The 21,725-nt window shown below is 70.2% G+C and carries 19 protein-coding genes; 8 read left to right on the top strand and 11 right to left on the bottom strand.

Translation table 11 applies throughout. The annotated features are described in order from the left end of the window. The first annotated feature begins 11 nt into the window (after positions 1 to 11). A complete protein-coding gene (locus tag ACWDUN_RS21325; protein WP_449931990.1) occupies positions 12 to 314 on the top strand; it encodes a hypothetical protein in 303 nt (100 codons plus the stop codon). A gap of 9 nt (positions 315 to 323) precedes the next feature. Here the strand turns inward: ACWDUN_RS21325 and nudC are convergent, their stop codons facing one another. Continuing rightward, positions 324 to 1,247 carry an NAD(+) diphosphatase gene (gene nudC / locus ACWDUN_RS21320; protein WP_449931989.1) on the bottom strand — a complete coding sequence of 308 codons (924 nt, stop codon included), beginning with the start codon at positions 1,245 to 1,247 and terminating at the stop codon, positions 324 to 326. A gap of 6 nt (positions 1,248 to 1,253) precedes the next feature. Further along, positions 1,254 to 2,345: a potassium channel family protein gene (locus ACWDUN_RS21315; protein ID WP_449931988.1), complete on the bottom strand. Its 1,092-nt coding sequence runs from the start codon at positions 2,343 to 2,345 to the stop codon at positions 1,254 to 1,256. Between the two features lie 42 nt (positions 2,346 to 2,387). Here ACWDUN_RS21315 and ACWDUN_RS21310 point away from each other — a divergent pair, with 42 nt between their 5' ends. Further along, entirely contained in the window at positions 2,388 to 2,783 is a 396-nt protein-coding gene (locus tag ACWDUN_RS21310) for a DoxX family protein (protein ID WP_449931987.1), read from the top strand. On the opposite strand, the gene ACWDUN_RS21305 is transcribed toward ACWDUN_RS21310, so the two are convergent. After that, positions 2,768 to 6,028 (bottom strand): ATP-dependent helicase, encoded by a 3,261-nt coding sequence (locus ACWDUN_RS21305; protein WP_449931986.1) that lies wholly within the window; start codon positions 6,026 to 6,028, stop codon positions 2,768 to 2,770. The two genes, ACWDUN_RS21310 and ACWDUN_RS21305, sit on opposite strands and share 16 nt — an antisense overlap. Continuing rightward, positions 6,025 to 9,126: an ATP-dependent helicase gene (locus ACWDUN_RS21300; RefSeq protein WP_449931985.1), complete on the bottom strand. Its 3,102-nt coding sequence runs from the start codon at positions 9,124 to 9,126 to the stop codon at positions 6,025 to 6,027. Before ACWDUN_RS21300 ends, ACWDUN_RS21305 begins: the two co-directional genes overlap by 4 nt. Positions 9,127 to 9,185: 59 nt before the next feature. On the opposite strand from ACWDUN_RS21300, the gene ACWDUN_RS21295 reads away from it, so the two are divergent. Continuing rightward, positions 9,186 to 9,977 (top strand): alpha/beta hydrolase, encoded by a 792-nt coding sequence (locus ACWDUN_RS21295; protein ID WP_449931984.1) that lies wholly within the window; start codon positions 9,186 to 9,188, stop codon positions 9,975 to 9,977. A gap of 3 nt (positions 9,978 to 9,980) precedes the next feature. After that, positions 9,981 to 10,277 (top strand): MGMT family protein, encoded by a 297-nt coding sequence (locus ACWDUN_RS21290; RefSeq protein ID WP_449931983.1) that lies wholly within the window; start codon positions 9,981 to 9,983, stop codon positions 10,275 to 10,277. Positions 10,278 to 10,363: 86 nt separating this feature from the next. On the opposite strand, the gene ACWDUN_RS21285 is transcribed toward ACWDUN_RS21290, so the two are convergent. From ACWDUN_RS21285 to ACWDUN_RS21275, 3 genes are all read right to left on the bottom strand, one after another. Continuing rightward, a complete protein-coding gene (locus ACWDUN_RS21285; protein ID WP_449931982.1) occupies positions 10,364 to 11,218 on the bottom strand; it encodes a TIGR02569 family protein in 855 nt (284 codons plus the stop codon). 37 nt (positions 11,219 to 11,255) lie between these two features. Then, a complete protein-coding gene (gene moeZ, locus ACWDUN_RS21280) occupies positions 11,256 to 12,431 on the bottom strand; it encodes an adenylyltransferase/sulfurtransferase MoeZ (RefSeq protein ID WP_449931981.1) in 1,176 nt (391 codons plus the stop codon). A 192-nt stretch (positions 12,432 to 12,623) separates the two neighbouring features. Continuing rightward, the gene (locus ACWDUN_RS21275; protein ID WP_449931980.1) at positions 12,624 to 13,781 is read right to left on the bottom strand and encodes a DUF3152 domain-containing protein; all 1,158 of its coding nucleotides are present in this window, start codon (positions 13,779 to 13,781) and stop codon (positions 12,624 to 12,626) included. A gap of 174 nt (positions 13,782 to 13,955) precedes the next feature. Between ACWDUN_RS21275 and ACWDUN_RS21270 the strand changes: the two genes are divergently transcribed. Further along, entirely contained in the window at positions 13,956 to 14,615 is a 660-nt protein-coding gene (locus ACWDUN_RS21270) for a TetR/AcrR family transcriptional regulator (protein ID WP_449931979.1), read from the top strand. Here the strand turns inward: ACWDUN_RS21270 and ACWDUN_RS21265 are convergent. Continuing rightward, positions 14,612 to 14,869 (bottom strand): DUF3107 domain-containing protein, encoded by a 258-nt coding sequence (locus ACWDUN_RS21265; RefSeq protein ID WP_449931978.1) that lies wholly within the window; start codon positions 14,867 to 14,869, stop codon positions 14,612 to 14,614. The genes ACWDUN_RS21270 and ACWDUN_RS21265 overlap by 4 nt on opposite strands. A 214-nt stretch (positions 14,870 to 15,083) precedes the next feature. Here ACWDUN_RS21265 and ACWDUN_RS21260 point away from each other — a divergent pair, with 214 nt between their 5' ends. Next, positions 15,084 to 15,944: a hypothetical protein gene (locus ACWDUN_RS21260; protein ID WP_449931977.1), complete on the top strand. Its 861-nt coding sequence runs from the start codon at positions 15,084 to 15,086 to the stop codon at positions 15,942 to 15,944. Positions 15,945 to 15,947: 3 nt separating this feature from the next. Here ACWDUN_RS21260 and ACWDUN_RS21255 read toward each other — a convergent pair whose 3' ends face one another. Both ACWDUN_RS21255 and ACWDUN_RS21250 read right to left on the bottom strand, forming a co-directional pair. Continuing rightward, entirely contained in the window at positions 15,948 to 16,634 is a 687-nt protein-coding gene (locus tag ACWDUN_RS21255) for a ferritin-like fold-containing protein (RefSeq protein ID WP_449931976.1), read from the bottom strand. 13 nt (positions 16,635 to 16,647) lie between these two features. After that, a complete protein-coding gene (locus ACWDUN_RS21250) occupies positions 16,648 to 17,877 on the bottom strand; it encodes an FAD-dependent monooxygenase (protein WP_449931975.1) in 1,230 nt (409 codons plus the stop codon). 302 nt (positions 17,878 to 18,179) lie between these two features. Here ACWDUN_RS21250 and ACWDUN_RS21245 point away from each other — a divergent pair, with 302 nt between their 5' ends. Both ACWDUN_RS21245 and ACWDUN_RS21240 read left to right on the top strand, forming a co-directional pair. Continuing rightward, the gene (locus ACWDUN_RS21245; RefSeq protein WP_449931974.1) at positions 18,180 to 19,667 is read left to right on the top strand and encodes a DEAD/DEAH box helicase; all 1,488 of its coding nucleotides are present in this window, start codon (positions 18,180 to 18,182) and stop codon (positions 19,665 to 19,667) included. Further along, positions 19,664 to 20,881: an Rv3212 family protein gene (locus tag ACWDUN_RS21240; RefSeq protein WP_449931973.1), complete on the top strand. Its 1,218-nt coding sequence runs from the start codon at positions 19,664 to 19,666 to the stop codon at positions 20,879 to 20,881. The genes ACWDUN_RS21245 and ACWDUN_RS21240 overlap by 4 nt, the downstream gene beginning before the upstream one ends. On the opposite strand, the gene ACWDUN_RS21235 is transcribed toward ACWDUN_RS21240, so the two are convergent. Next, a complete protein-coding gene (locus ACWDUN_RS21235) occupies positions 20,878 to 21,672 on the bottom strand; it encodes a ParA family protein (protein WP_449931972.1) in 795 nt (264 codons plus the stop codon). The genes ACWDUN_RS21240 and ACWDUN_RS21235 overlap by 4 nt on opposite strands. Between the last annotated feature and the right edge of the window lie 53 nt (positions 21,673 to 21,725).

The raw sequence follows: 21,725 nt of genomic DNA, 5'->3' as shown, positions 1-21,725 counted from the left end.
TTGTTCGAAGCATGATTCCGAGTCTCGAACAGATCGACGCTCTACACGCCGAGTCCTCGGCGTTGGTGGCCCGGGCGAATGCCCTGCGGGCCGCATCGCGCACCGAGCCCGACCTGCGGCGCGCCCTGGCCCTGTACGGGCGGGCGGCCGAACTGGCCGGCGAATGTCAGCTGCACATGCTGGCACGGCTGAAGTCCACCACGACACCGACCGCCCTGGGCGCCCGGTCCTGGGTGGACTACGTCGCCGCGCTGCGCATCAGCCATGACGAGGCCCGGGTGCGGCTCAAGGATGTCGCCGCACTGAGCCCGTAGCCGGCCGGATCAGACCGCGTAGGCCCAGGACTCGATGATCTCGCGGGCGATCGAGATCGACCCGGGCAGCAGCAGCCGCGAGGGTGAGTCGCTGCTCCAGTCACCGTGTTCCAGGGCGTTGCGGACCTCATCACGGGTGAACCACTGCGCCTCGGCGATTTCCCCGTCGTTGAACGCGAACGGCTGTTCGGGGTCGCCCAGGGCGTGGAAGCCGACCATCAACGAGCGCGGGAAGGGCCACGGCTGACTGCCGAGGTAGTGCACATCGGTGACGTCGAGACCGATCTCCTCGGCGATCTCGCGGACCACGCATGATTCGAAGGACTCCCCCGCCTCGACGAAGCCGGCCAGGATCGAGAACATCCGCTCCGGCCAGACACCCTGCCGTGCCAGCACGGCCCGGTCGTGGCCGTCATGGACCAGGCAGATCACCGCCGGGTCGATACGGGGAAACTCCTCGTGCCCGTTGGCCGGGTTGATCCTCGCCCAGCCGGCCTTGATCGGCTTGGTGGGTGAACCGTCGGCCGGGCTGAAGCGGGCGCTGTCATGCCAGTTCAGCAGCGCGGTGGCGGTGGCGACCAGTTGCGCGCTGGCATCGTCGAAGATCGGGCCGGCGCGGCGCAGGTCGAGCACCTCGGCCTGCACGCTGTCATCCTCGGGGGCCTCCAACGCGCCGCGGATCGCCCAGACGTGCCGGCCGTCGTCGAGGCGGCCGAGGAACACCGCGTGTTCGGGCGGGCTGTCTCCGAGGGCCGCTGCGGCGCCCAGCACCACGCTGCCGCCGGCGATGAGCACCTGGTTGCGCCGGTCCACGCGCAGCAGGCGAGCATCGGCCCAGCCGGCGATCGCGGCGTCGATATCGGTGCGCAGGGTGTCGGCGCGGTCGGCGCCGACGCGGGACAGCAGCGGAACGTTGCGCAGCGTGAAACTCACGGGTGATTACCGGTCTTCCTTGGAGCGGATGTAGAGCAGCCGGTCGGTCAGCTCCAGGGCATCGACGCGTTCGTCGTCGACGCGCAGCAGCTTGCCCTCGCGCACCACGCCCAGCACGATGTCGGCCAGATGGCGCGGCGAACCGCCCGCCTCCTTGGGTTCGACCTGCCGTTCGGCGATGGCGAAACCGGCGTCGGGCGTCAGCAGGTCCTCCATCATCTCCACCACGCTCGGGGTCTGGGTCGCCAGACCCAACAACCGGCCGGCCGTCTCGGAGGTGACGACGGTGCTGCTGGCCCCGGACTGCTGCAGCAGGTGCTGGTTCTCCGCCTCGCGCACGGCGGCGATGATGGTGGCTTTCGGGTTGAGTTCGCGCACCGTCAGGGTCACCAGCACCGCGGTGTCGTCGCGGTTGGCGGCGACGATGACCGACTTGGCGTGCTGCACACTGGCCAACCGCAGCACCTCCGAGTCGGTGGCGCTGCCGCGCACCGTGACCAGGCCGGCGTTCTTGGCCTTCTCCAGCGCGACCGGGTCCTGCTCGACGACCACGATGTCCGCCGGGGCGACCTCGTCGCCGATCATCGCCGCCACCGCGGTGCGGCCCTTGGTTCCGTAGCCGACGACGACGGTGTGGTTGCGCACGCTTCTCCTCCATCGCTGGATCTTCAACGCCTGGCGTGACTGATTGGTCAGGGTTTCGACGGTGGTACCGATCAGCACGATCAGGAAGGCCACCCTCAGCGGTGTGATGACCAGGACGTTGACCAGTCGCGCCGAGGGCGTCACCGGGGTGATGTCGCCGTAGCCGGTCGTCGACAGCGACACCGTGGCGTAGTACAGGCAGTCCAGAAAGGACAGCGGATCGTTGGCGTTCGGTTCGCTGTCGATATCGCGGTAGCCGTGCCGATCCAGGTAGACGATGAGCACCGCCGCGAACAGCGCGCCCAGCGCCAGGAGGACGCGGGTGAAGATGCGACGCCACGGGCTGACGAAGCGTTCCGGGATGGTCAGGACGTCGACAAGGTCGGCGTCATGGCGCGACGTCAGGTCCTGGTTGACCGCCGCCAACCGGCGACGCAACCTACCTTTGGCCACGTTTCACCGTGTGTCGCGGGGAGGGCACGCCACAATGAAACCATGACGACCCCCACAACCGGAGTTCAGCAGCAGGCAACCGCGGCGCGCGCCACCAAGATGGGCGTGTGGCTCGTCGGGATGGGCGTGCTGCACTTCGCGGCACCGAAACCGTTCGACACCGTGGTGCCCGACGAATTGCCCGGCTCCGCAAGGTTCTACACCTTGGCCTCGGGTGTGGCCGAGGCGGCCGTCGGCGGCATGCTGATCGCCCCGAAGACCCGCCGGCTGGGGGCGCTGGCCGCGATCGCGCTGTTTCTCGGCGTGTTTCCGGCGAACGTGAACATGGTGCGGTTGTGGAAGGACAAGCCGCTGCCGATGCGGATCGGCGCGTGGGCACGGCTGCCCATGCAGATCCCGATGATCACCCAGGCCTACAAGATCTATCGCAGCTCCTGACCCCCGTCCTCGGCCAGCAGCGCCGCGAGTTCGTCGGCGGCGGGCAGCGTGTCGGGTTCGACGGTGACCCCACTGCGCACATAGTGAAACGCTGCCCGCACCGACTCCACCGGGCACCCGTGCAGCCCGGCCCACGCCAGCCGGTATACCGCCAGCTGTACCGCCGCGTGGCGTTGTGCCTCCGGGGCGGCCGGCGGGTCACCGGTCTTCCAGTCCACGACCACCACCGCACCGTCGGGTTCGGCGAACACGGCGTCGATGCGTCCACGCACCACCGTGGGTTTCGCGCCGGATTCCGGGGCGTCCAGGATCATGTCGAACGGCACCTCAACATCGAGCGGGGTCCGCGCCGCCCACGGTGACGAGACGAATGCCGCCTGCAGGTCGGCCAGATCCTCGGCGTGCGCGCGACCGGCGTCACCGTCGACCGCGCCGGGCAGGTCGTCGAGGTCGAACAGCCGCTCGGCGCGGAAGTAGCGTTGCACCCACTCGTGAAAGGCAGTGCCCAGCAACGCATGCGGGTCCGGGCGGCCGGGCAGCCGGCGGCGCAGCCGCCCCAGCGCCGCGCTGCGGTCCTTGCCGAGTTCGACCAGCGTGCTGACCGATACCTGCGCGGGCAGCGCCACGGGTCGCGCCGCGGCGGCCCGCTCCCGTTCGGCCAGCAGCGCGTCCACATCGGCGGCCCAGTCCTCCCGGTCGACGCCGGGCTCGGGCGACTCGGCGGCGTGCGCGACGAGTGCGGCCCCCCGCTCGGTGTCGCGCTGCCCGGTGCCACCGTCGACCGGCCACACCGCCTCGACGGTATTGCCGCGCAACGGGTTCGGCTCACCGTCGGCGGGATCGGGGGCCCACTGCTCGATCACTCCGCACGGGGCACCCTCGGCCGCGGACTGCTCGATGATGGCATTGAGCTCAAGCAGGAACTCCGACGGGCCACGGGGTTTGGACTCGGTGGGCCCCCAGTGGTGCCCGGACAGCAGCAGGGTGTCCTCGGACCGGGTGAGCGCCACGTACAGCAGCCGGCGCTCCTCGTCACCGCGACGCTGTGCCAGCAAGTCCTTGTGCGCGGCAATCTTGTCCGACAGTGCCTTCCGGTCGTTCACATCGGAGGTGTCCAGCACCGGAACGCCGTGCTCGGAGACCGTTGCCCGGTCACCGCGCAACAACGGGGGCAGGTCCCCGGCGTCGGTCAGCCAGGTTCTGGCCATCGCGGTGGAGGGAAACACCCGGCCCGACAGGTGCGGCACCGCCACCACCTGCCATTCCAGGCCCTTGGCGGCGTGCACGGTGAGGATCTGCACCCGGTCGGCGGCCACGGCCACCTCGGCCGGCGCCAACCCGTTCTCGACCTCGACGGCCGCATCCAGATAGGCCAGCAGACCGGTCGGCGACCCGTCCGAGCGGGCTGCGAACTCGGCCACCACGTCACCGAAGGCGTCCAGGTGCTCGGTCCCACCCCAGCCCGACGGCACCGGACGGGCGGCCCGCACCTCGGCGTCGACGCCGAGCACGCGCCGCACCTCGGCCACCAGGTCGGGCAGCGGGTAGCCGAGATGGGCACGCAGCGACGTCAATTCACGTCCCAGCGCCACGATGCGGGCATAGCCGACGGCCGAGTACTGGTCTTCGGCGCCGGGATCGCAGATGGCATCGGCCAGGCAGGCGGTATCGGCATCGGGGGCGGCCTGCGCGGTGATACGCGCAAGGGTGCCCGCCTCCCCCGGTGCCGGGTCGTCGAGCGTGACGGCGCGACGCCACAGCGCGGTGACATCACGCGCGCCGAGGCGCCAGCGTGGTCCGGTCAGTACCCGCATCGCCGCCGCACCACCGGTCGGGTCGACCACCAACCGCAGCATGGCCACCACGTCGGCGACCTCCGGGATCGCCAGCAGGCCCGCCAGACCCACCACCTCGACCGGCACCCCGCGCGCGGTCAGCGCCTCGGCCATCGGGGCGGCATCGGCGTTGCGGCGCACCAGCACCGCCGCAGTCGGCGGGGTGTCCGAACCCAGGTAGCGGGCGGCGATCTGATCGGCAACCCAGTCACGTTCGGCCACAACATCGTTGAGCAACGCCGCGCGCACCGTGCCCGGTGTCGCGTCCGGGCGTGGCAGCAGTTCGCGCACACTGACCGAGCGGCGACGCGCCTGCGCCGACACCGCATTGGCCAGGTGCAGCGCCTCGGCCGGGTTACGCCAGCTGGTGCGCAGTTCCAGCGTCGGCGCCGGAGTGCCGTCGGCGTGCGGAAAATCGGTGGTGAAGCGGGGCAGGTTCGTCGCCGATGCGCCACGCCACCCGTAGATCGACTGGATCGGGTCGCCGACCGCGGTGAGCGCCAGGTCGTCGTCGGCCCCGCCGCCGAACAACGCCGACAGCGCGATCCGCTGGGCGTGACCGGTGTCCTGGTATTCGTCGAGCAGCACCACCCGGTAGCGCTGGCGCAGCTGCGCGCCGACCTGCGGGGCCGCGACGGCCAGCCGCGCCGCGGCGGCCATCTGGGCGCCGAAGTCCATCACCCGTTCCTCGCGCATCCGTCGGTGCAGCTCGTCGATGAGCGCCACCAGATCGGTGCGTTCGGTCTGGGTGCTCAGCAGCTTCAGCAGCCACTGGGCGGGTCCGCGATCGCGTTGGTTGGGTCCGGCAGGCAAGTGGTGGATGAGCCGTTCCAGCTCCACATGCGAGTCCAGCAGCGCGGTGGTGTCGACGAGATGCTCGGACAGCGCACCGGACAGCCGCAGCACCAGAGCGGTGATGGCCGCCGGCGTCTTCTCGGTGTCCAGAACCGTCGGATGCTCGCACACCACCCGGAAGGCCAACTGCCACAACTCGGTTTCGCCGATCAGCCGGGTGTCGGGTTCGACCGGGAGCAGCAGGCCGTGCTCGCGCAGCAGGGTGCCGGCGAAGGCGTGGTAGGTGCTGATGGTGGGCGGCTCGTCGATGCGGATGTCCCGACCGAGGCCGGTACCGGCCAACCGCGCGAGCCGGGTGCGAACCCGGCGCAGCAGTTGACCGGCGGCCTTGCGGGTGAACGTCAGACCCAGCACCTCATCGGGGCGCGCGTAACCGTTGGCCACGAGCCACACCACCCGGGCCGCCATCGTCTCGGTCTTACCGGCGCCGGCGCCGGCGATGACCACCAGCGGGCCCGGCGGAGCGGCGATCACCGCGGCCTGTTCGTCGGTCGGGGTGAAAAGGCCGAGCGCGTCGGCCAGTTCCGCGGGGCTGTACTGAGTGCGCACGGTCATGATGATGCCTGCTGGGTCGGACACATCGCCCGCACCGGGCAGTGGCCGCAGCCCTCGTTGACCCGGGCGACGAACGCCGGTCCCTGCGTGGCGGCGGCGGCCCGGGCCACGGTGTCTCGCCACTGCTGCGCGGCCTCCGGGGTGAGCGGGTCCTGGTGTCGTTCGGTCGCGCCGCCGGTGCCGGCCTTGCCGGGGTACACCAGCAGTCCGCCGCCGGGCTCCGCGTCGTCGCCGAGCACGCCCTCGGCGACCGCCAGTTGGTACATCGCGAGTTGGGCATGTCGCTGGGCGTCGTCCTTGGTGGCCGGGCTCTTGCCGGTCTTGACGTCGACGATCACCAGCCGGTCGGCGTTGTCGCGTTCGAGCCGGTCGATGCGGCCCTTGACCCGCACACCCGGTGCGACCATGCCGTCTACCTCGACCTCGGTGCCGACCTCGGTGTACTGCCGCCGGGTGAGCTCACGCCACTGCACGAAGGTCGACAGCATCGCGCCGTGGCGGGCCAGCTCGTTGTCGGCGTACCACTGCGATTCGTACGGCAGGGCCGACCAGATGTGCTCCAGTTCGGCCAGCAGCTGACTCTCGGTCTTCGTCGAGTCCGACACCAGCGCGTGTACCAGGGTGCCGACCGCCGAGCGGACATCGCGGCCGTCGCTGCCGCCGTGGCGTTCCAGCAGCCACCGCAACGGGCAGTCGACGAGCGTCTGCAGCGTCGACGGTGACAGCGTGCTCACGTGGTCCGCGTCCGACCACAGCGGTTCGGCGGTCGAGGGTGTGGTGCGGCTGTGCCACTGCCCGGGGTCGGCGCCGGGCACCCCGGCCGCGGCGAGCCGGGCCAGTTGGGTTGCCGCACAGGTCCGGCTGTCCTCGTCGACCTCATCCGCGGGCGCGCACACCACCGCACGCAGGCGGCCCACCAGCGCCGCGGGAGTCAGCACCCGAGGCGCGGGAATGGGTGCAGGGACACCGTCGGCCGCCGGATCGTCGGATGCCAGGACGGCCAGTTCGGTGCAGAACGGCGACGGCAGCATCGCCGCGTCACCGGTCTCGCTGTCGACCGCCGTCACCAGCAACCGGTCCCGGGTGCGGCCCATCGCGGCGATCAGCAGGCGTCGCTCCTCGGCCAGCAGCGGTGCACGCGCCGACAGTCTGGCCGTCGGCACATCCCCGGTATCGGCGACACCGTCGAGCACATCGACCAGGCGCCCGGTGCCCAGCACACCGCCACGCGGAACGGTGTTGGGCCACAGGCCCTCCTGCACTCCGGCGAGCACCACGAAATCCCACTCCCGGTCCAGCGCGGCGTGCGGGGTGCACACCGTCACCGCGTCGGGTGCGGCGGCGGATTCGATCGCGATCGGCAGCGACAGCGTGCCGACATGAGTCACCAGTCCGGCCAGCGTCGCGCCGGTGGTGCGCGAGACATACTGTTCGGCCACGTCGAACAAGGCGGTCACCGTGGCCAGGTCCCGCTCCGCGGCCATCCCGGCCGAGCCACCGCGATCGGCGAGGGTGACCCACCGCCGCTGCAACCCGCTACGACTCCAGGCCTGCCACAGGGTGTTTCGCGGATCGGCGTCGTCGTGATGGCTGCGCCGGGCCGCCCGCAGCACCGCCTGCACCCGCTGCAGGCTGCGACCCAGTTCGGCGGGCAACCCCACCGGAATGTTGTGCAGCGCCTGGGCCAGCAGCTCGGAGAATTCGCGCTCGTGGCCCAGGATGCGGCGCAGGGCGCGGCGCAGTTGGCGCAGCGACACCGGATCGACCCGTCCGATCGGACCGGTCACCAGGTCCAGCGCGGCGTCGCCGGTGAGGCCGGTGGCGGTGGCCTCCAGCACGGTGAGCAGCGTCCGCACCGCCGGCTGGTGCGCCAATCCGGTGTCCGCGGCGGGCAGATCGACCGGGACACCGGCGGCGGACAGGGCCCGCCCGATACCGGCGCCGACCCGTGGCACCGAGCGGACGATGACGGCCATCTGCGACCACGGCACCCCGTCGACCAGGTGTGCGCGGCGCAACGCGTCAACGATCAGCGTGGCCTCGGCGTGCGCCGACGCGGCGATGCGCACCGCGACGGCGCCCTGCCGGTCGGGGTGGCCGGTGAGCGTGCGCGGCCGGTCGGAACCGGGCAGCCGGGCGGCCAGCCCACCGATGGCCTCGGCCACCGCGACCGAACAGCGCCGCGACTCGGTCAGCTCGATGGCCGGTGTGTCGAGGCGCAGCAGCGCGGGGTCGGCGCCGCGATAACCGAAGACGGCCTGGTTCGGGTCACCGGCCAGCACCGTCAGGTCGGCACCGGCGGACAACACCCGCACCAGCAGCGCGGCCTGCGGATCCAGCTGCTGGGCGTCGTCGACGAGCAGCAGCCGCACCCTGGCACGTTCGGCGGCCAGCAGGTCGGGATCGAGCGCGAACGCGTCCAGCGCCGCGCCGACCAGTTCGGCCGCCCCCAGTGCGGGCACGGTGGCCTGGGGGGCCGCCATCCCGACCGCCGAACGCAGCAACATCACCTGTTCGTAGGTGGCGGCGAACCTGCCGGCGGCCACCCAGGCCGGTTGCCCCGACAGCCGGCCCAGCCGCTGCAGGGCGACCGCGTCGACACCGCGTTCGGCGCAGCGCGCCAACAGGTCTCGCAGTTCGGTGGCGAACCCGGCGGTGCCCAGCGCCGGGTGCAGTTCGATCGGCCAATTGTCGGCACCGTCTTCCAGGTCACCGGCGAGCAGTTCGCGGATGATGCCGTCCTGCTCGGCGCTGGTGATCAGCCGCGGCGGCGGGCCGCCGTTGCGTTGGGCGGCCAGGCGCAGCACCGCGAACGCGTAGGAGTGCACGGTGCGCACCAGCGGTTCGCGGACCACACCGCGCACGCCGGCGGTGAGCAGTGCGGCCGTCACCGCGGCCCGGGCCTTGGCGCCCAGTTTGGCCGAACCGGTCAGCAGCAGAACCGATTCCGGGTCGGCACCCGCGGCGATATGCGCGACCGCGGTGTCGACGAGCAGGTGACTCTTACCGGTACCGGCACCGCCGAGGACGCGCACCGTGCCGCGGGTACCCGGTTGGGTGAGCGCGTTCGGGGTCAGCTCGGTGTGTGGTGCGGACATGGGAGCATCAGACCACGGGGGTCCGACAAGTGGCCTTGACGTGCGCCTACCATCGAATCGTGACCGCAGCCCTGCACACCTACCGTTACGGCCCGCCCGGACCGCCGCAGATCCTGGCCATCCACGGACTGACCGGTCACGGCCGCCGGTATCAGGAACTGGCCGACGAGCATCTCGCCGAGTTCACCGTGCTGGCACCGGATCTGATCGGGCATGGCCGCTCCTCGTGGGCGGCGCCGTGGACGATCGAGGCCAACGTGGCGGCCCTGGCCGCGCTGCTGGACGCCGAGGCGGCCGGACCGGTGCTGGTGGTGGGGCATTCGTTCGGCGGTGCGGTGTCACTGGCGCTGGCGCAGGCACGCCCCGATCTGGTCGGCGCACTGGTGCTGCTGGACCCGGCGGTGGCGCTCGACGGTGAGTGGATGGCCGAGATCGCCGATGCGATGCTGTCCGCACCGGACTATCCCGACCGCGACGAGGCCCGCGCCGACAAGCTGTCCGGTTCGTGGGGTGAGGTCGCCGGCCGCGACCCGGCGGTGCTGGAACGCGAACTCGACGAGCATCTGATCGGGCTGCCCAACGGCCGGCTGGGCTGGCGGATCAGCGTACCGGCCGCGATGTCCTACTGGAGCGAGCTGACGCGCCCGGTTCCGTTGCCGCGCAAAGGTACTCCGACGACGCTGATCCGGGCGACGCGCACCGCTCCGCCGTACGCGACCGACGAACTGATCGGCACGCTGCGCGATGCGCTCGGGGACAGTTTCACGCTGGCCGAGCTGGACTGCGATCACATGGTCGCCCAGGCGTTGCCCGTCGAGACGGCGGGCATCATCCGCACGCATCTGGGGTGACCGGTGGCGCCGATCACCGAGGATCAGGTGGAGACGGTGCGGGCGCTGGTGGCCGTGATCCCACGGGGCCGGGTGAGCACCTACGGTGACATCGCCGAGGCGGCCGGGCTGCCCAGCCCGCGGATCGTCGGCTGGATCATGCGTACCGACTCCTCGGATCTGCCGTGGCATCGGGTGATTCCGGCCTCCGGCAGGCCCGCGCCGCACCTCGCGACGCGTCAGTTGGAGCGGCTGCGCGCCGAGGGGGTGCTGGCCGTCTACGGCCGGGTGTCGCTGCGCGAGTACCGCCACGAGTTCTGACCGGCCGAATCTCGGGTGCCGAGACTGACGAAATGGTCACGCGTTGCTGGGACTTTGGCGCCCGTTTGTTCGTTTGGGCGAAAAGGTTAGAGGGCGAGCCGAACCAGGGCGGCGGTGCGGGCCAGACCCGGGAAGGCGGCAGCGGTCGACCGCGGGTGCAGGGCATGCACCGCCAACCGGAAGATCAACGCCCGCAACAACATCTGCGGCCATTCCGGCAGCGGGCTCCAACGCTCCACCAGACCGTCGTCGGCCTCACCCCAGGCCAGCGCGTCGACGACGACCACCCCGGCCGCCCACGATGCCGGCCGCCAGTACGGCGTGATGTCGGTGATACCGGGCGCCGCGGTGCCCGCGAAAAGCACTGTGCCGTAGAGGTCTCCGTGCACGAGCTGGCTGGGACTGCGGGTCGGGGTGCGCAGCGCGGCGAGCTGATTGATCAACTCGACCGATTTCTGGCCGTCGGCCGTGCCCGGCGCCACCCGCGCACCGGCGGGCAGGTTGTGCAGCGGCCGGTCCTCCCACGCCGCGCGATCGGCGGCGATGAACACGTCGACATCCGACCACGGCGCCACCGGCGGCTGGGTCAGGAAACGCGGCCGTTCCAGCTTGGCGGTGGCCTCGTGCAGCCGGACCGCCGCCGAGACGACCTCGTCGTGACGCGGCTCGGGCGTGCCGGCCACGAACGTGTCGGCGCGCCAACCGGCGACCACGTAGCGGCCGTCGGTGGAACGGACCGGGCGGGCCAACCGGATACCGTCGGCGAACAGCGTCTCGCGCACCTTGGCCGACCACGCCGCGCGCGCATGGTCGGCGACCATCGACAGCACGACCTCACCGCAGCGCCAGCCGCCCTCCCAGGACGAACCCAGCGGCACCGGCCGCAGCCCGGCCAGACCAAACGCCGCCATCACATGGTCGGGTGGCAGATCGTCAGTCACGCACGTCAGCCTAAGCGGTGCCGCGGCCGACACGCGGTCAGTACATGACCATGTCGGGTTCGAGTTGTTTCGCCCAGGCCACGATGCCGCCCTGCAGGTGCATCGCGTCGGAGAATCCGGCCTTCTTCAGCACAGCGAGCATCTCGGCCGAGCGGATACCGGTCTTGCAGTACAGCACCGCGGTCTTGTCCTGCGGCACGGTCGCCAGACCCTCACCGGCCTCGATGACCGACTTGGGGATCAGCGCGGCGCCCTCGATGTGGTTGATCTCCCACTCGACCGGCTCGCGGACGTCGATGAGCGCCACCGGCTTGCCGGAGTCGAGCAGCTCACGCAGTTCGCGCGGGGTCACGGTCGAGCCCGCCGATGCCTCCGCGGCCTCCTCGGAGACGACACCGCAGAACGCCTCGTAATCGATCAGTTCGGTGATCTTCGGGGTTGCCGGATCCTTGCGGATCTTGATGGTGCGGTAGCTCATGTCGAGCGCGTCGTAGACCATCAACCGGCCCAGCAGGGTGTCACCGATCCCGGTGATCAGCTTGATCGCCTCGGTGCCCATGACCGAGGCGATGGACGCGCACAGGATGCCCAGCACGCCACCCTCGGCGCAGGAGGGCACCATGCCCGGAGGCGGGGGCTCCGGGTAGAGGTCGCGGTAGTTCAGGCCGAGACCGTCGGGGGCGTCCTCCCAGAACACCGACACCTGGCCCTCGAACCGGTAGATCGAACCCCACACGTACGGCTTGCCGGCCAGCACGGCGGCGTCGTTGACCAGATAGCGGGTGGCGAAGTTGTCGGTGCCGTCCAGGATCAGGTCGTACTGGGCGAACAGGTCGACGGCGTTGTCCGGTTCCAGGCGCAACTCGTGCAGCACGACGTTGACCAGCGGGTTGACCTCGAGCACCGAGTCGCGCGCGCTCTGCGCCTTGGACCGGCCGATATCGGACTGGCCGTGGATGATCTGGCGCTGCAGGTTGGACTCGTCGACGACGTCGAACTCGACGATGCCGATGGTGCCGACCCCGGCGGCGGCCAGATACAGCAGCGTCGGCGATCCCAGCCCGCCGGCGCCGATCACCAGGACCTTGGCGTTCTTCAGACGCTTCTGACCGTCTACACCCATGTCGGGGATGATCAGATGCCTGCTGTAGCGAGCGACTTCCTCGCGGGTCAGTTCAGCGGCCGGCTCCACCAGCGGCGGCAGTGACGTCACCGTGCACTCCTCGGATCGACAAACGAATTCCTGATCTCAATCAGACCAGGCACAGGTATCCAACAGCAAAACCGGGTGATCCGTTCCCGCTGGCCGGGCCCGGCCCGGCGAAACCCCCGTACCCGGGGTTCGCGCGGCCAGATTCACCCCGGGTACGCGAGTTTCGCCGCACGAAAGGCGGGGCGGCGCGGGTCAGGCGATCGGGTACGGCCAGGGGTTGAAGCGGCAGGTCAGCCCGTCGGCGGGCACCGAGCCGGCGTCGAACCTGGCGCCGTCGTTGTTACTGGTGGAGAACGTCTGCTGCATCATGATCGGCGCCAGCGCGCCGTTCTCCGGGCACGGCTCGTGCTGGCGGTAGCCGATGGCGTGACCGACCTCATGGTTGATCACGTACTGCCGATAGGACCCGATATCGCCCTGGAACGACGTGGCTCCGCGCACCCAGCGGGCCTCGTTGATGAACACCCGCGACTGGTCGCCCAGGTAGGCCGGGTTGTAGCAGGACGCCTCCAGCGGAATGTCGTAACCACAACCCTCGCGGATGGTCAGCGGCGAGGTCAGCGATACCCGGAAATCCGGTGGGCCCTCGCTGTCGTTGTCGACGCGCAGGAAGGCGAACTGCGGGTTGTGCGTCCAGCTCTTCGGGTTGGCCAATGTCTCGGTGACCATCCGGGCGAAGCCCTCGTCGCCGCCGAAGGAGGCGGTGTCCAGTCCGTTCTCCACCTCGACGGTGTAGGTGAAGGTGCGTTCGGTGCCCTGACCGACCTTGGGCGCGGTGCCCGGCACGATATGCCAGGTCTTGGCGCCGGCCTGGGTGAACGGTCCGCCACCGGGCAGGATGCCGGTGGGCAGGTTGGCGTCGTACTGGGTCAGGCCCTTGGGCGGTGCGCCGACGATCTCGGTGCTGGGCGATTCGACGGGGGCCTGCACCGGCCCCTCGGCGTTGACCGGCGCGGGCGCGGGCGCGCCGGTGACGGTCTGATAGATGACGATGACGGTGACGACCGCCAGGATCGGCAGGGCGTAGGCGCGCCAACCGTAGGTCGAGACGAACCGGCCCAGCCAGCTCTGCTTGCGGAACTGGGGGCGGTCGTCGCGGTTGGCGCGGGCGCGGCCGAGGTCCTCGGCGAGCGGATCCCGCTGGGCGCGCAGCGGCTCACGCCACAGCTCGCGCGGGGCCGGCACATTGCCCGGGTCCGTGCGCACCCGGCCGGAATCTTCACGTGGCTGACCGCGGTGTGCGTCCGGTTGGCTGCGCCGACGCTGGGTGCGGTGCATGTTCCCCGGGTCGTTGCGCTCTCCCCCGCCGGGGCCACGGATGCCCCCGCGGCGCCCAGGGTCAAAGGTCACCGCACCAGAATGGCATAACGAAGCACGCTTGCGATTTCGGCGCGCCACCGAACACATGCACCGACGGGAACGCCTCGTCATGGGTGCGGTAGTAATGTCGTGGCGATCGGCAGCAACAGAACTGCCCCCGAAGGTGCCTACGAGCACGCAGTACAGATTGAAATCGAGGACGTCATGAGCGATCTCGCCAACGCCGCCGGAGCGCGGGGCGCCAAGGCGGGCACCGGCGGCAACCGGCGCGGCAACCGACTGCCCCGCGACGAGCGCCGCGGCCAACTGCTCATCGCGGCCAGCGAGGTGTTCGTCGACCGCGGCTACCACGCGGCCGGGATGGATGAGATCGCCGACCGCGCCGGCGTCAGCAAACCCGTTCTGTACCAACACTTCTCATCGAAGCTGGAGTTGTACCTGGCGGTCCTGCAACGCCACGTGGACAACTTGGTGTCCGGGGTGCGTCAGGCACTGCGCACCACCACCGACAACCGGCAGCGGCTGCGCGCCGCGGTGCAGGCGTTCTTCGAGTTCGTCGAGCACGACAGCCAGGGCTATCGGTTGATCTTCGAGAACGACTACGTGACCGAGCCACAGGTGGCGGCCCAGGTGAAGGTGGCGACCGAGTCCTGCACGGATGCGGTGTTCGACCTGATCAGCCGGGATTCCGGCCTGGAAGCCCACCGCGCCCGGATGATCGCGGTGGGTCTGGTGTCCACCAGCGTCGACTGTGCGCGCTACTGGCTGGACAACGACCGGCCCATCTCCAAGGAGGCGGCCGTGGAGGGCACGGTGCAGTTCGCCTGGGGCGGACTGTCACACGTGCCGCTCACCCGCTCCTAGCTCTTGACGGCCTCGGCGCCGACGGCTCCGACGGTTCCGAAGCCGACCCGGCGGCCGTCGGTGGGGCCGATCTCCACGTAGGTGATCTTGGCGGCCTGCACCAGGTAGCGGCGCCCCTTCTCGTCGGTCAGCGACAGCACGGACGAGGACTGGCCGAGCGCGTCGACGATCGCCTTCTCCACCTCGTCGGGCGTCTGCGCGCTGCTGATGACCAGCTCTCGCGGGCTGTCGGCGACCCCGATCTTGATGTCCACGCTTGAGACCCCTTCGGTTGGATGGCGATGCGTGCCATCAGGCTAATGGACGCACCGGCGCCACCCGCGCCGTGGTCGTTGCGCCGTGAGCGAACCGGCGGCGACCAGACCGAGTCCGGACCGTTATCCGACCGAGAGCGCGTCAACATCATCCGTAACTTTTGCACCACTAGCATCGGCCGGGTAAGCACCGAAACGATCTGGGATATACGTAATGAGCAGGCAATATTCGCCAAATTCGGCAACCCGCGAGCGCTATTCGGACACCTACCGCTCGTACTACGACGCTGATCACGAGTCGGGATTCGGCGCGGAATACCCGACCGACCGGCACCGGCGTTACAACCCCGCCGACGAGTACGCCGACGGGCTCTATGCCACCGATTACGAACCCGCGTACCGCGCCGAGACCGACTCCGACTACGCCACCGAGTACCAGTACCCAGCGGACTACCACGAGACGCTGGACCGACGCTGGATCTGGGTGGCCGGCGTCGCCGGCGTCGTCCTGATGGTCGCGGTCATCTGCACCGGCGTCATCCTCGGCGGCGGTGACAGCGGCACCGTCACCGCGGCCACCACCTCGGCCGCCCCGCAGGACGACTCGGCACCGACGCCCACCGCAGCCCCGCCTGCCCCCGCCGCCGACCTGCCGGGCGCCAACCTGTCCCCCGAGACGGTCACCACCGTCACCCCGACCCCCTCGGCGACCCTCACTCCGGAAGCCGCCCCGACCGCCGAGGTCGCACCCCCGGCCGCGCCGGCACCCCCGGTGCCGCCGGCCGCCGTGGATCCGGCCGCCGCCGCCCGCACCGTCACCTATCAGGTGACGGGCAACCGGCAGCTGATCGACCTGGTGACGATCATCTACACCGATGCGCAGGGCGCGCTGCAGACCGATGTGAACGTCGCGCTGCCGTGGGTGAAGTCGGTGACGCTGAATCCGGGCGTGACGCTGTCCTCGGTGACGGCGACCAGCGTGGCCGGTCAGCTGAACTGCGCCATCCTCGACGGCAACGGCACCGCGCTGGCCGTGCAGGCCAACGACTCGATGATCGCGACCTGCACCCGGTAGCGGTCAGGCCAGACCCAGCTCCTGCATGCGGCTGGCGTGGGTGCGCTGCAACGTCTCGAAGAACTCGGACAGCTGCGCCAGCCCGGCACTGCTGTTGATCACCAGATCGACGAGTTCGTCACGATCGGCGAGCACGAACTGCGCCTGGGTGATGGCCTCGCCGAGCAGGCGGCGCGACCACAGCGCCAGCCGGTGCCGCTGCCGGTCGCTGGCGGTGACCGCGGCGCGCACCTCGCCCACCACGAACTGCGAATGCCCGGTCTCCGACAGCACGCCGCGGACCACATCGGCGGCCTCGACCGGCAGGGCGTCGGAGATCTGCAGATAGAAATCGGCGGCCAGCGCATCGCCGATATAGGTCTTGACCAGGGCCTCCAGCCAAGTGCTGGGGGTGGTCAGCCGGTGATAGTTCTCCAGGGCGGGCGCGTATTTCGTCATGGCAGGCACGGTGTCCACACCGCGGGCGGACAACGCGTCGTGCAGCATCTCGTAGTGCCGCATCTCGGCGGCGGCCATGCTGGCCATGTTGATCCGGCCCGCCAGGTTGGGCGCCATCCGCGCCTCCTCCGTCAACCGGTAGAACGCGGCGACCTCGCCGTAGGCGAGGAGCGCGAACAGTTCGGTGATGCCCGGATGGTCGGCCGGGACACGCGAAACGCTGGCGGCGGCATCGGACGGCGTCGACGTCATGGCCCAACCTTAATCACCGCACCTCACCGGCGACGTCAGGTGAGGTGATGGCGCCCGGGTAATCGGGCAGCCGGAGGTCGGCACCGGCGATACCGGAGATCCGGTTGCCCGCGACGGCGCTCACCGCGCGGCCGACGGGCCCGGCCGACAGTGCGGCTCCGGCGTGCAGCATCCGGATACCCAGACGGGTGCGCGGGTTGGCCAGCCGCAGCACCGACTCGCGAACCTCGGGCGCGGTGTCGGTGAACGGCGTCATGACACGCCGGTAGGCGCCCAGCGCGGCGCGGACATCGTCGGTGGCCGCGAGCTCGCCGGCCAGCACATAGCCCCCGATCAGCGCCAGGCTGGTACCCGCTCCCCCGAACGTGGCGTTGCAGAACGCCGAATCGCCGAGCAGCGCGATGCGTCCTCTGCTCCACCTCGGCGCGGCCACCTGGCCCACGGCCGAGAAGTACATCGGTGCGCCGCCCTCGATCTCGTCGAGGATGCGGTCGGCGGCGCCGCCGACATCGGCGAAGGTGCGCCGCAGGATGGTCAACTGCGCGGCACGGTCCAGGTCCTCGAAGCCGCGCACATCGGACATGAAGGTCAAGATGGCGCGCGTGGTGCCCAGGTTGTCGGGCCGCAGGTGCACCGACCGGCGCCGAGTCGCATGCTGCCAGTTCCACCACCGGTCATCACTGTCGCGGCGGGCGATGGTGGCATAGGCGAAGTACATCCCGAGGTCGTCGACGGCTACGTCGGTGACGAAGCGCCGTGACCGTGAGCGCAGCCCCTCGGCGATCACCAGGAGGTCGGCCTCCAGCACAGCGGCATCGTCGAGCACGACCGTGACGCGGTCACCGCGGTCGCCGACATCGGCGATCTGGGTGCCGAACCGGTACTCCGTGTCCGCGGTGTGTTCGACGAGGATGCGGGACAGCTCACCGCGCAGGATCTCCAACTCGGCGGTCGGCCCGTCGGGACCGCCGGGCTCCGACAGCGGAAACGACGCGGCAGCGGTGCCGTCGGCGCGGACGAACCGGGTGCCGAGTTCGCCGGTGCCCGCGGCGCGGATATCGGATTCCAGGCCCATTCGGCGCACCACCTCGCGGGCGGCACCGCGGATGTCGACGTTCTGGCCGTCGTCGCGGCGCTTCGGGAACCGCTCGATGACCGTCGTGCGCCAACCGCGCGCGTTGAGTTGATGGGCCAGTGCCGGGCCGGCGATCCCGGCTCCGGATATCACTGCATGCGAGGTCACGACCGGGGTTGATGCCCAGCCGACGGCGCCGCCAAACCTGCGCAATGCCGGGGATGACGGCGTGACCAGCTATCATGGAGGTCAGGTTGTGATTGCACCGGGCCTCCCGGCCGCCGATCGCCACCGCCAAGAAATGTGCGTGCACGTGTTTGGCCCGCTCTCAACGCAGGGCCCGACGGAGCGGTATAGCCCGCTTAGCTGGGGATATCCGCCTTTTACTCGTCATCGTCGTGCGCGCGTGGACGCGACGAGGAATGACAAGCGAAAGGCTGACGGCGGCCACCCAGCCGCCGAAACACAATATGACTGCACCCACCACGACACCGACCACCACCTTCGCCGACCTGGGCGTGCGCGACGAGATCGTGCGCGCGCTCGCCGCGACCGGCAAGGAACATCCCTTCGCCATCCAGGAGCTGACCCTGCCGCTGGCGCTGGCCGGCGACGACCTGATCGGGCAGGCCCGCACCGGTATGGGCAAGACGCTGGCGTTCGGCGTCCCGCTGCTGCACCGCATCTCCACCGACGAATCCCGACCCCTGACCGGCGCGCCGCGCGCCCTGGTGGTCGTGCCCACCCGCGAGCTGTGCCTGCAGGTGTTCGACGATCTGAACGGCGCCGCCAAGGATCTGAGGGCCGGTGACCGCAAGTTCACCGTCACCGCCATCTACGGCGGCCGCCCGTACGAACCGCAGATCGAGGCCCTGCAGAAGGGCGTCGACGTCGTCGTCGGCACCCCCGGCCGCCTGCTGGACCTGGCCCAGCAGGGTCACCTGCAGCTGGGCGGGCTCTCGGTGCTGGTGCTCGACGAGGCCGACGAGATGCTCGACCTCGGCTTCCTGCCCGATATCGAGCGCATCCTCAAGCTCACCCCCGACAGCCGGCAGGCCATGCTGTTCTCGGCCACCATGCCGGACCCGATCATCACGCTGGCCCGCACCTTCATGAACCAGCCGACCCACATCCGGGCCGAGTCGGCGCAGTCGTCGCAGACGCACGACACCACCGAGCAGTTCATCTATCGGGCCCACGCGCTGGACAAGGTCGAGATGGTCAGCCGCATCCTGCAGGCCGAGGGCCGCGGGGCCACCATGATCTTCACCCGCACCAAGCGCACGGCGCAGAAGGTCGCCGACGAACTCGGCGAGCGCGGGTTCAAGGTCGGTGCGGTGCACGGCGACCTGGGTCAGATCGCCCGCGAGAAGGCGCTCAAGGCGTTCCGCACCGGCGATGTCGACGTGCTGGTGGCCACCGACGTCGCCGCCCGCGGTATCGACATCGACGACATCACCCATGTCATCAACTACCAGATCCCCGAGGACGAGCAGTCCTACGTGCACCGCATCGGACGCACCGGCCGCGCCGGCAAGACCGGTATCGCCGTCACCCTGGTCGACTGGGATGAGCTGACGCGCTGGTCGATGATCGACAAGGCGTTGGGCCTGGACTGCCCGGAGCCGGCCGAAACCTATTCCAGCTCACCGCATCTGTACAGCGAGCTGAAGATCCCGGCCGAGGCGACCGGCTCGATCGCCGCGCCGCGGACGCCGAAGAAGCGCACCGAGGGTGAACGCGTCGAGCGGACCGAGCGTCCGGCGCGCACCCGGAGCCGTCGCCGCACCCGCGGTGGCCAGCCGGTTACCGGGCACCCCGAGAGCGACGACTCCGCAACGGGTTCGGAGACGGGTCCGGAGTCCACGTCCGATACCGAAAACGGTGAGGCCGCACCGGCCAAGCGCCGCCGGCGTCGTCGGCCGCGCAAGACCGGCGCCCCCGCCACGGCTGAGTGATCAGACCCGAACGCCGCACCCGCGGCGATCTGATCGCAGCGGGCGTCATCGCCCTGGCGGTGGCCGTCGTCGCCGCGCTGATCTGGTGGACCAGCGATGCGCGCGCGACCATCAGCCGCCCTGCCGCCGGGCCGGTGCCGACGCTGACCCCTGCGACGCAGGTACCGGATCGCCTGCAGCAGTTATGGACCGCTCCCAGCGCGGAAACGACGCAACCCCTGGTGGTGTCGGGCGCACTGGTGACCGGGAACGGGCGCACGGTCACCGGCCGGGATCCGGTCAGCGGTGACCAACTGTGGAGCTATGAACGCGATCTCGAACTGTGCGGGGTCACCTCGGCCTATCAGTACGCGGTCGCGGTGTATCCGGATTCGCGCGGGTGCGGACAGGTCAGCACCATCGACGCCGGCACCGGCAAGCGCGGACCGGCCCGCACCGCTTACGCCGATGCCGAGGTGAAGTTGTCCACCGATGGCACCGTCGTGCTGTCCTACGGGGACAGCCGGTTGGAACTGTGGCGCTCGGACATGGTGCGCATGCTCAGCTGGGGCGCGCTGGATGCCCGAGTGAAACCCGATGTGCCGGTGTCGCCGCTGTGCCGGCTGGTCTCGGCGCAGGCCAGTTCAGCCGCCGTCTCGATCATGGAGTCCTGCCCGCAGCAGACCGAGATGCGACTGACCCTGTTGCGGGTGTCCGACGAAGAGGACGTCCCCGAGGTCAAGTACGAGCAGCAGCCCGGTGTGTCGGTGGATGCCGACGCACGGGTGATCGCCGTGTCGGACACCACCACCGCGGTGTACCTGCCGACCCCGAAGCCGGTGGTCAACATCGTCGACGACACCGGCAACGTGACGGCGAGCATCCCGTTGGAGCGCGCACCGTCGCCGCACGCGGCGGCCTCGCGCGCCGGCGACCTGATCACCTGGTGGACCGGGGATTCGGTGCTGGTGTTCGACGCCGAGGGGCTGCGCTACAAGTACACCGTGTCCCCCGCACCGGGCGGCGCGCCGGTGGGGCCGGCGACCGTGATGGCCGGCCGGCTGCTGGTGCCCGTCACCGACGGCTACGACGTGTTCGATACCGAAACCGGTACCGGCATAACCCATATCGGCATCGCGCGGGAACCGGCCGACACCCCGGTGGTGCCTGCGGTGGCCGGATCGACGATCGTCGAGCAGCGCGGTGACACCGTGGTGGCGCTCGCTGCACCCTAGACCTCCGGGGTGAAGGTGGCCAGCGCCTTGCCGGATTTCCAGTGCTTCAGCAGGTTGTCGGCCAGCTCGCGATAGGCGTTGGCGCCCTTGTTCTTCCGGCCCGCCAACACCGACGACCCGGAGGCGCTGGCCTCGGCAAAACGCACCGTACGCGGGATGGGCGGCCCCAGCACCGGGAGCTCGTACCGATCCGCGACATCGAACAACACGTCACGGCTGTGCGTGGTGCGCGAGTCATACAGTGTCGGCAGCGCACCCAGCAGCGTCAGGTCCGGGTTGGTGATCTGCTGAACATCGTTGACCGTCCGCAGGAATTGCCCCACACCGCGGTGCGCCAGCGTCTCGCACTGCAGCGGCACGATCGCCTCGTCGGCGGCGGTCAGACCGTTGAGGGTGAGCACACCCAGCGACGGCGGACAGTCGATCACCACGACATCGAAATCCGAGGCGACCTTGGCCAGCGCCCGCTTGAGCGCGTACTCCCGCCCGGCCCGCATCAACAGCATCGCCTCCGCGCCGGCCAGGTCGATATTGGCCGGCAGCAGCGTCATGCCCTCGGGGGTCTGCACCAGCGCGACATCGGGTTCCACCTCACCGAGCAGCACCTCGTGCACCGACACCGGCAGCGCGTCGGGGTCATGACCGAGGGAGAACGTCAGCGAACCCTGCGGGTCCAGGTCGACCAGCAGTACCCGCCGGCCCTTCTCCGCCAACGCCGCACCCAACGACGCCACCGTCGTCGTCTTGGCTACCCCACCCTTTTGATTGGCGACCGCTAATACCCGCGTCACACCTCCATCCAAGCACGCGGATGCAACACATGACGGTCCCGTGCGGCAGAATC

Source organism: Mycobacterium sp. NPDC003323, from assembly GCF_053589535.1.
This window is presented reverse-complemented; position numbering and strand designations above follow the sequence as displayed.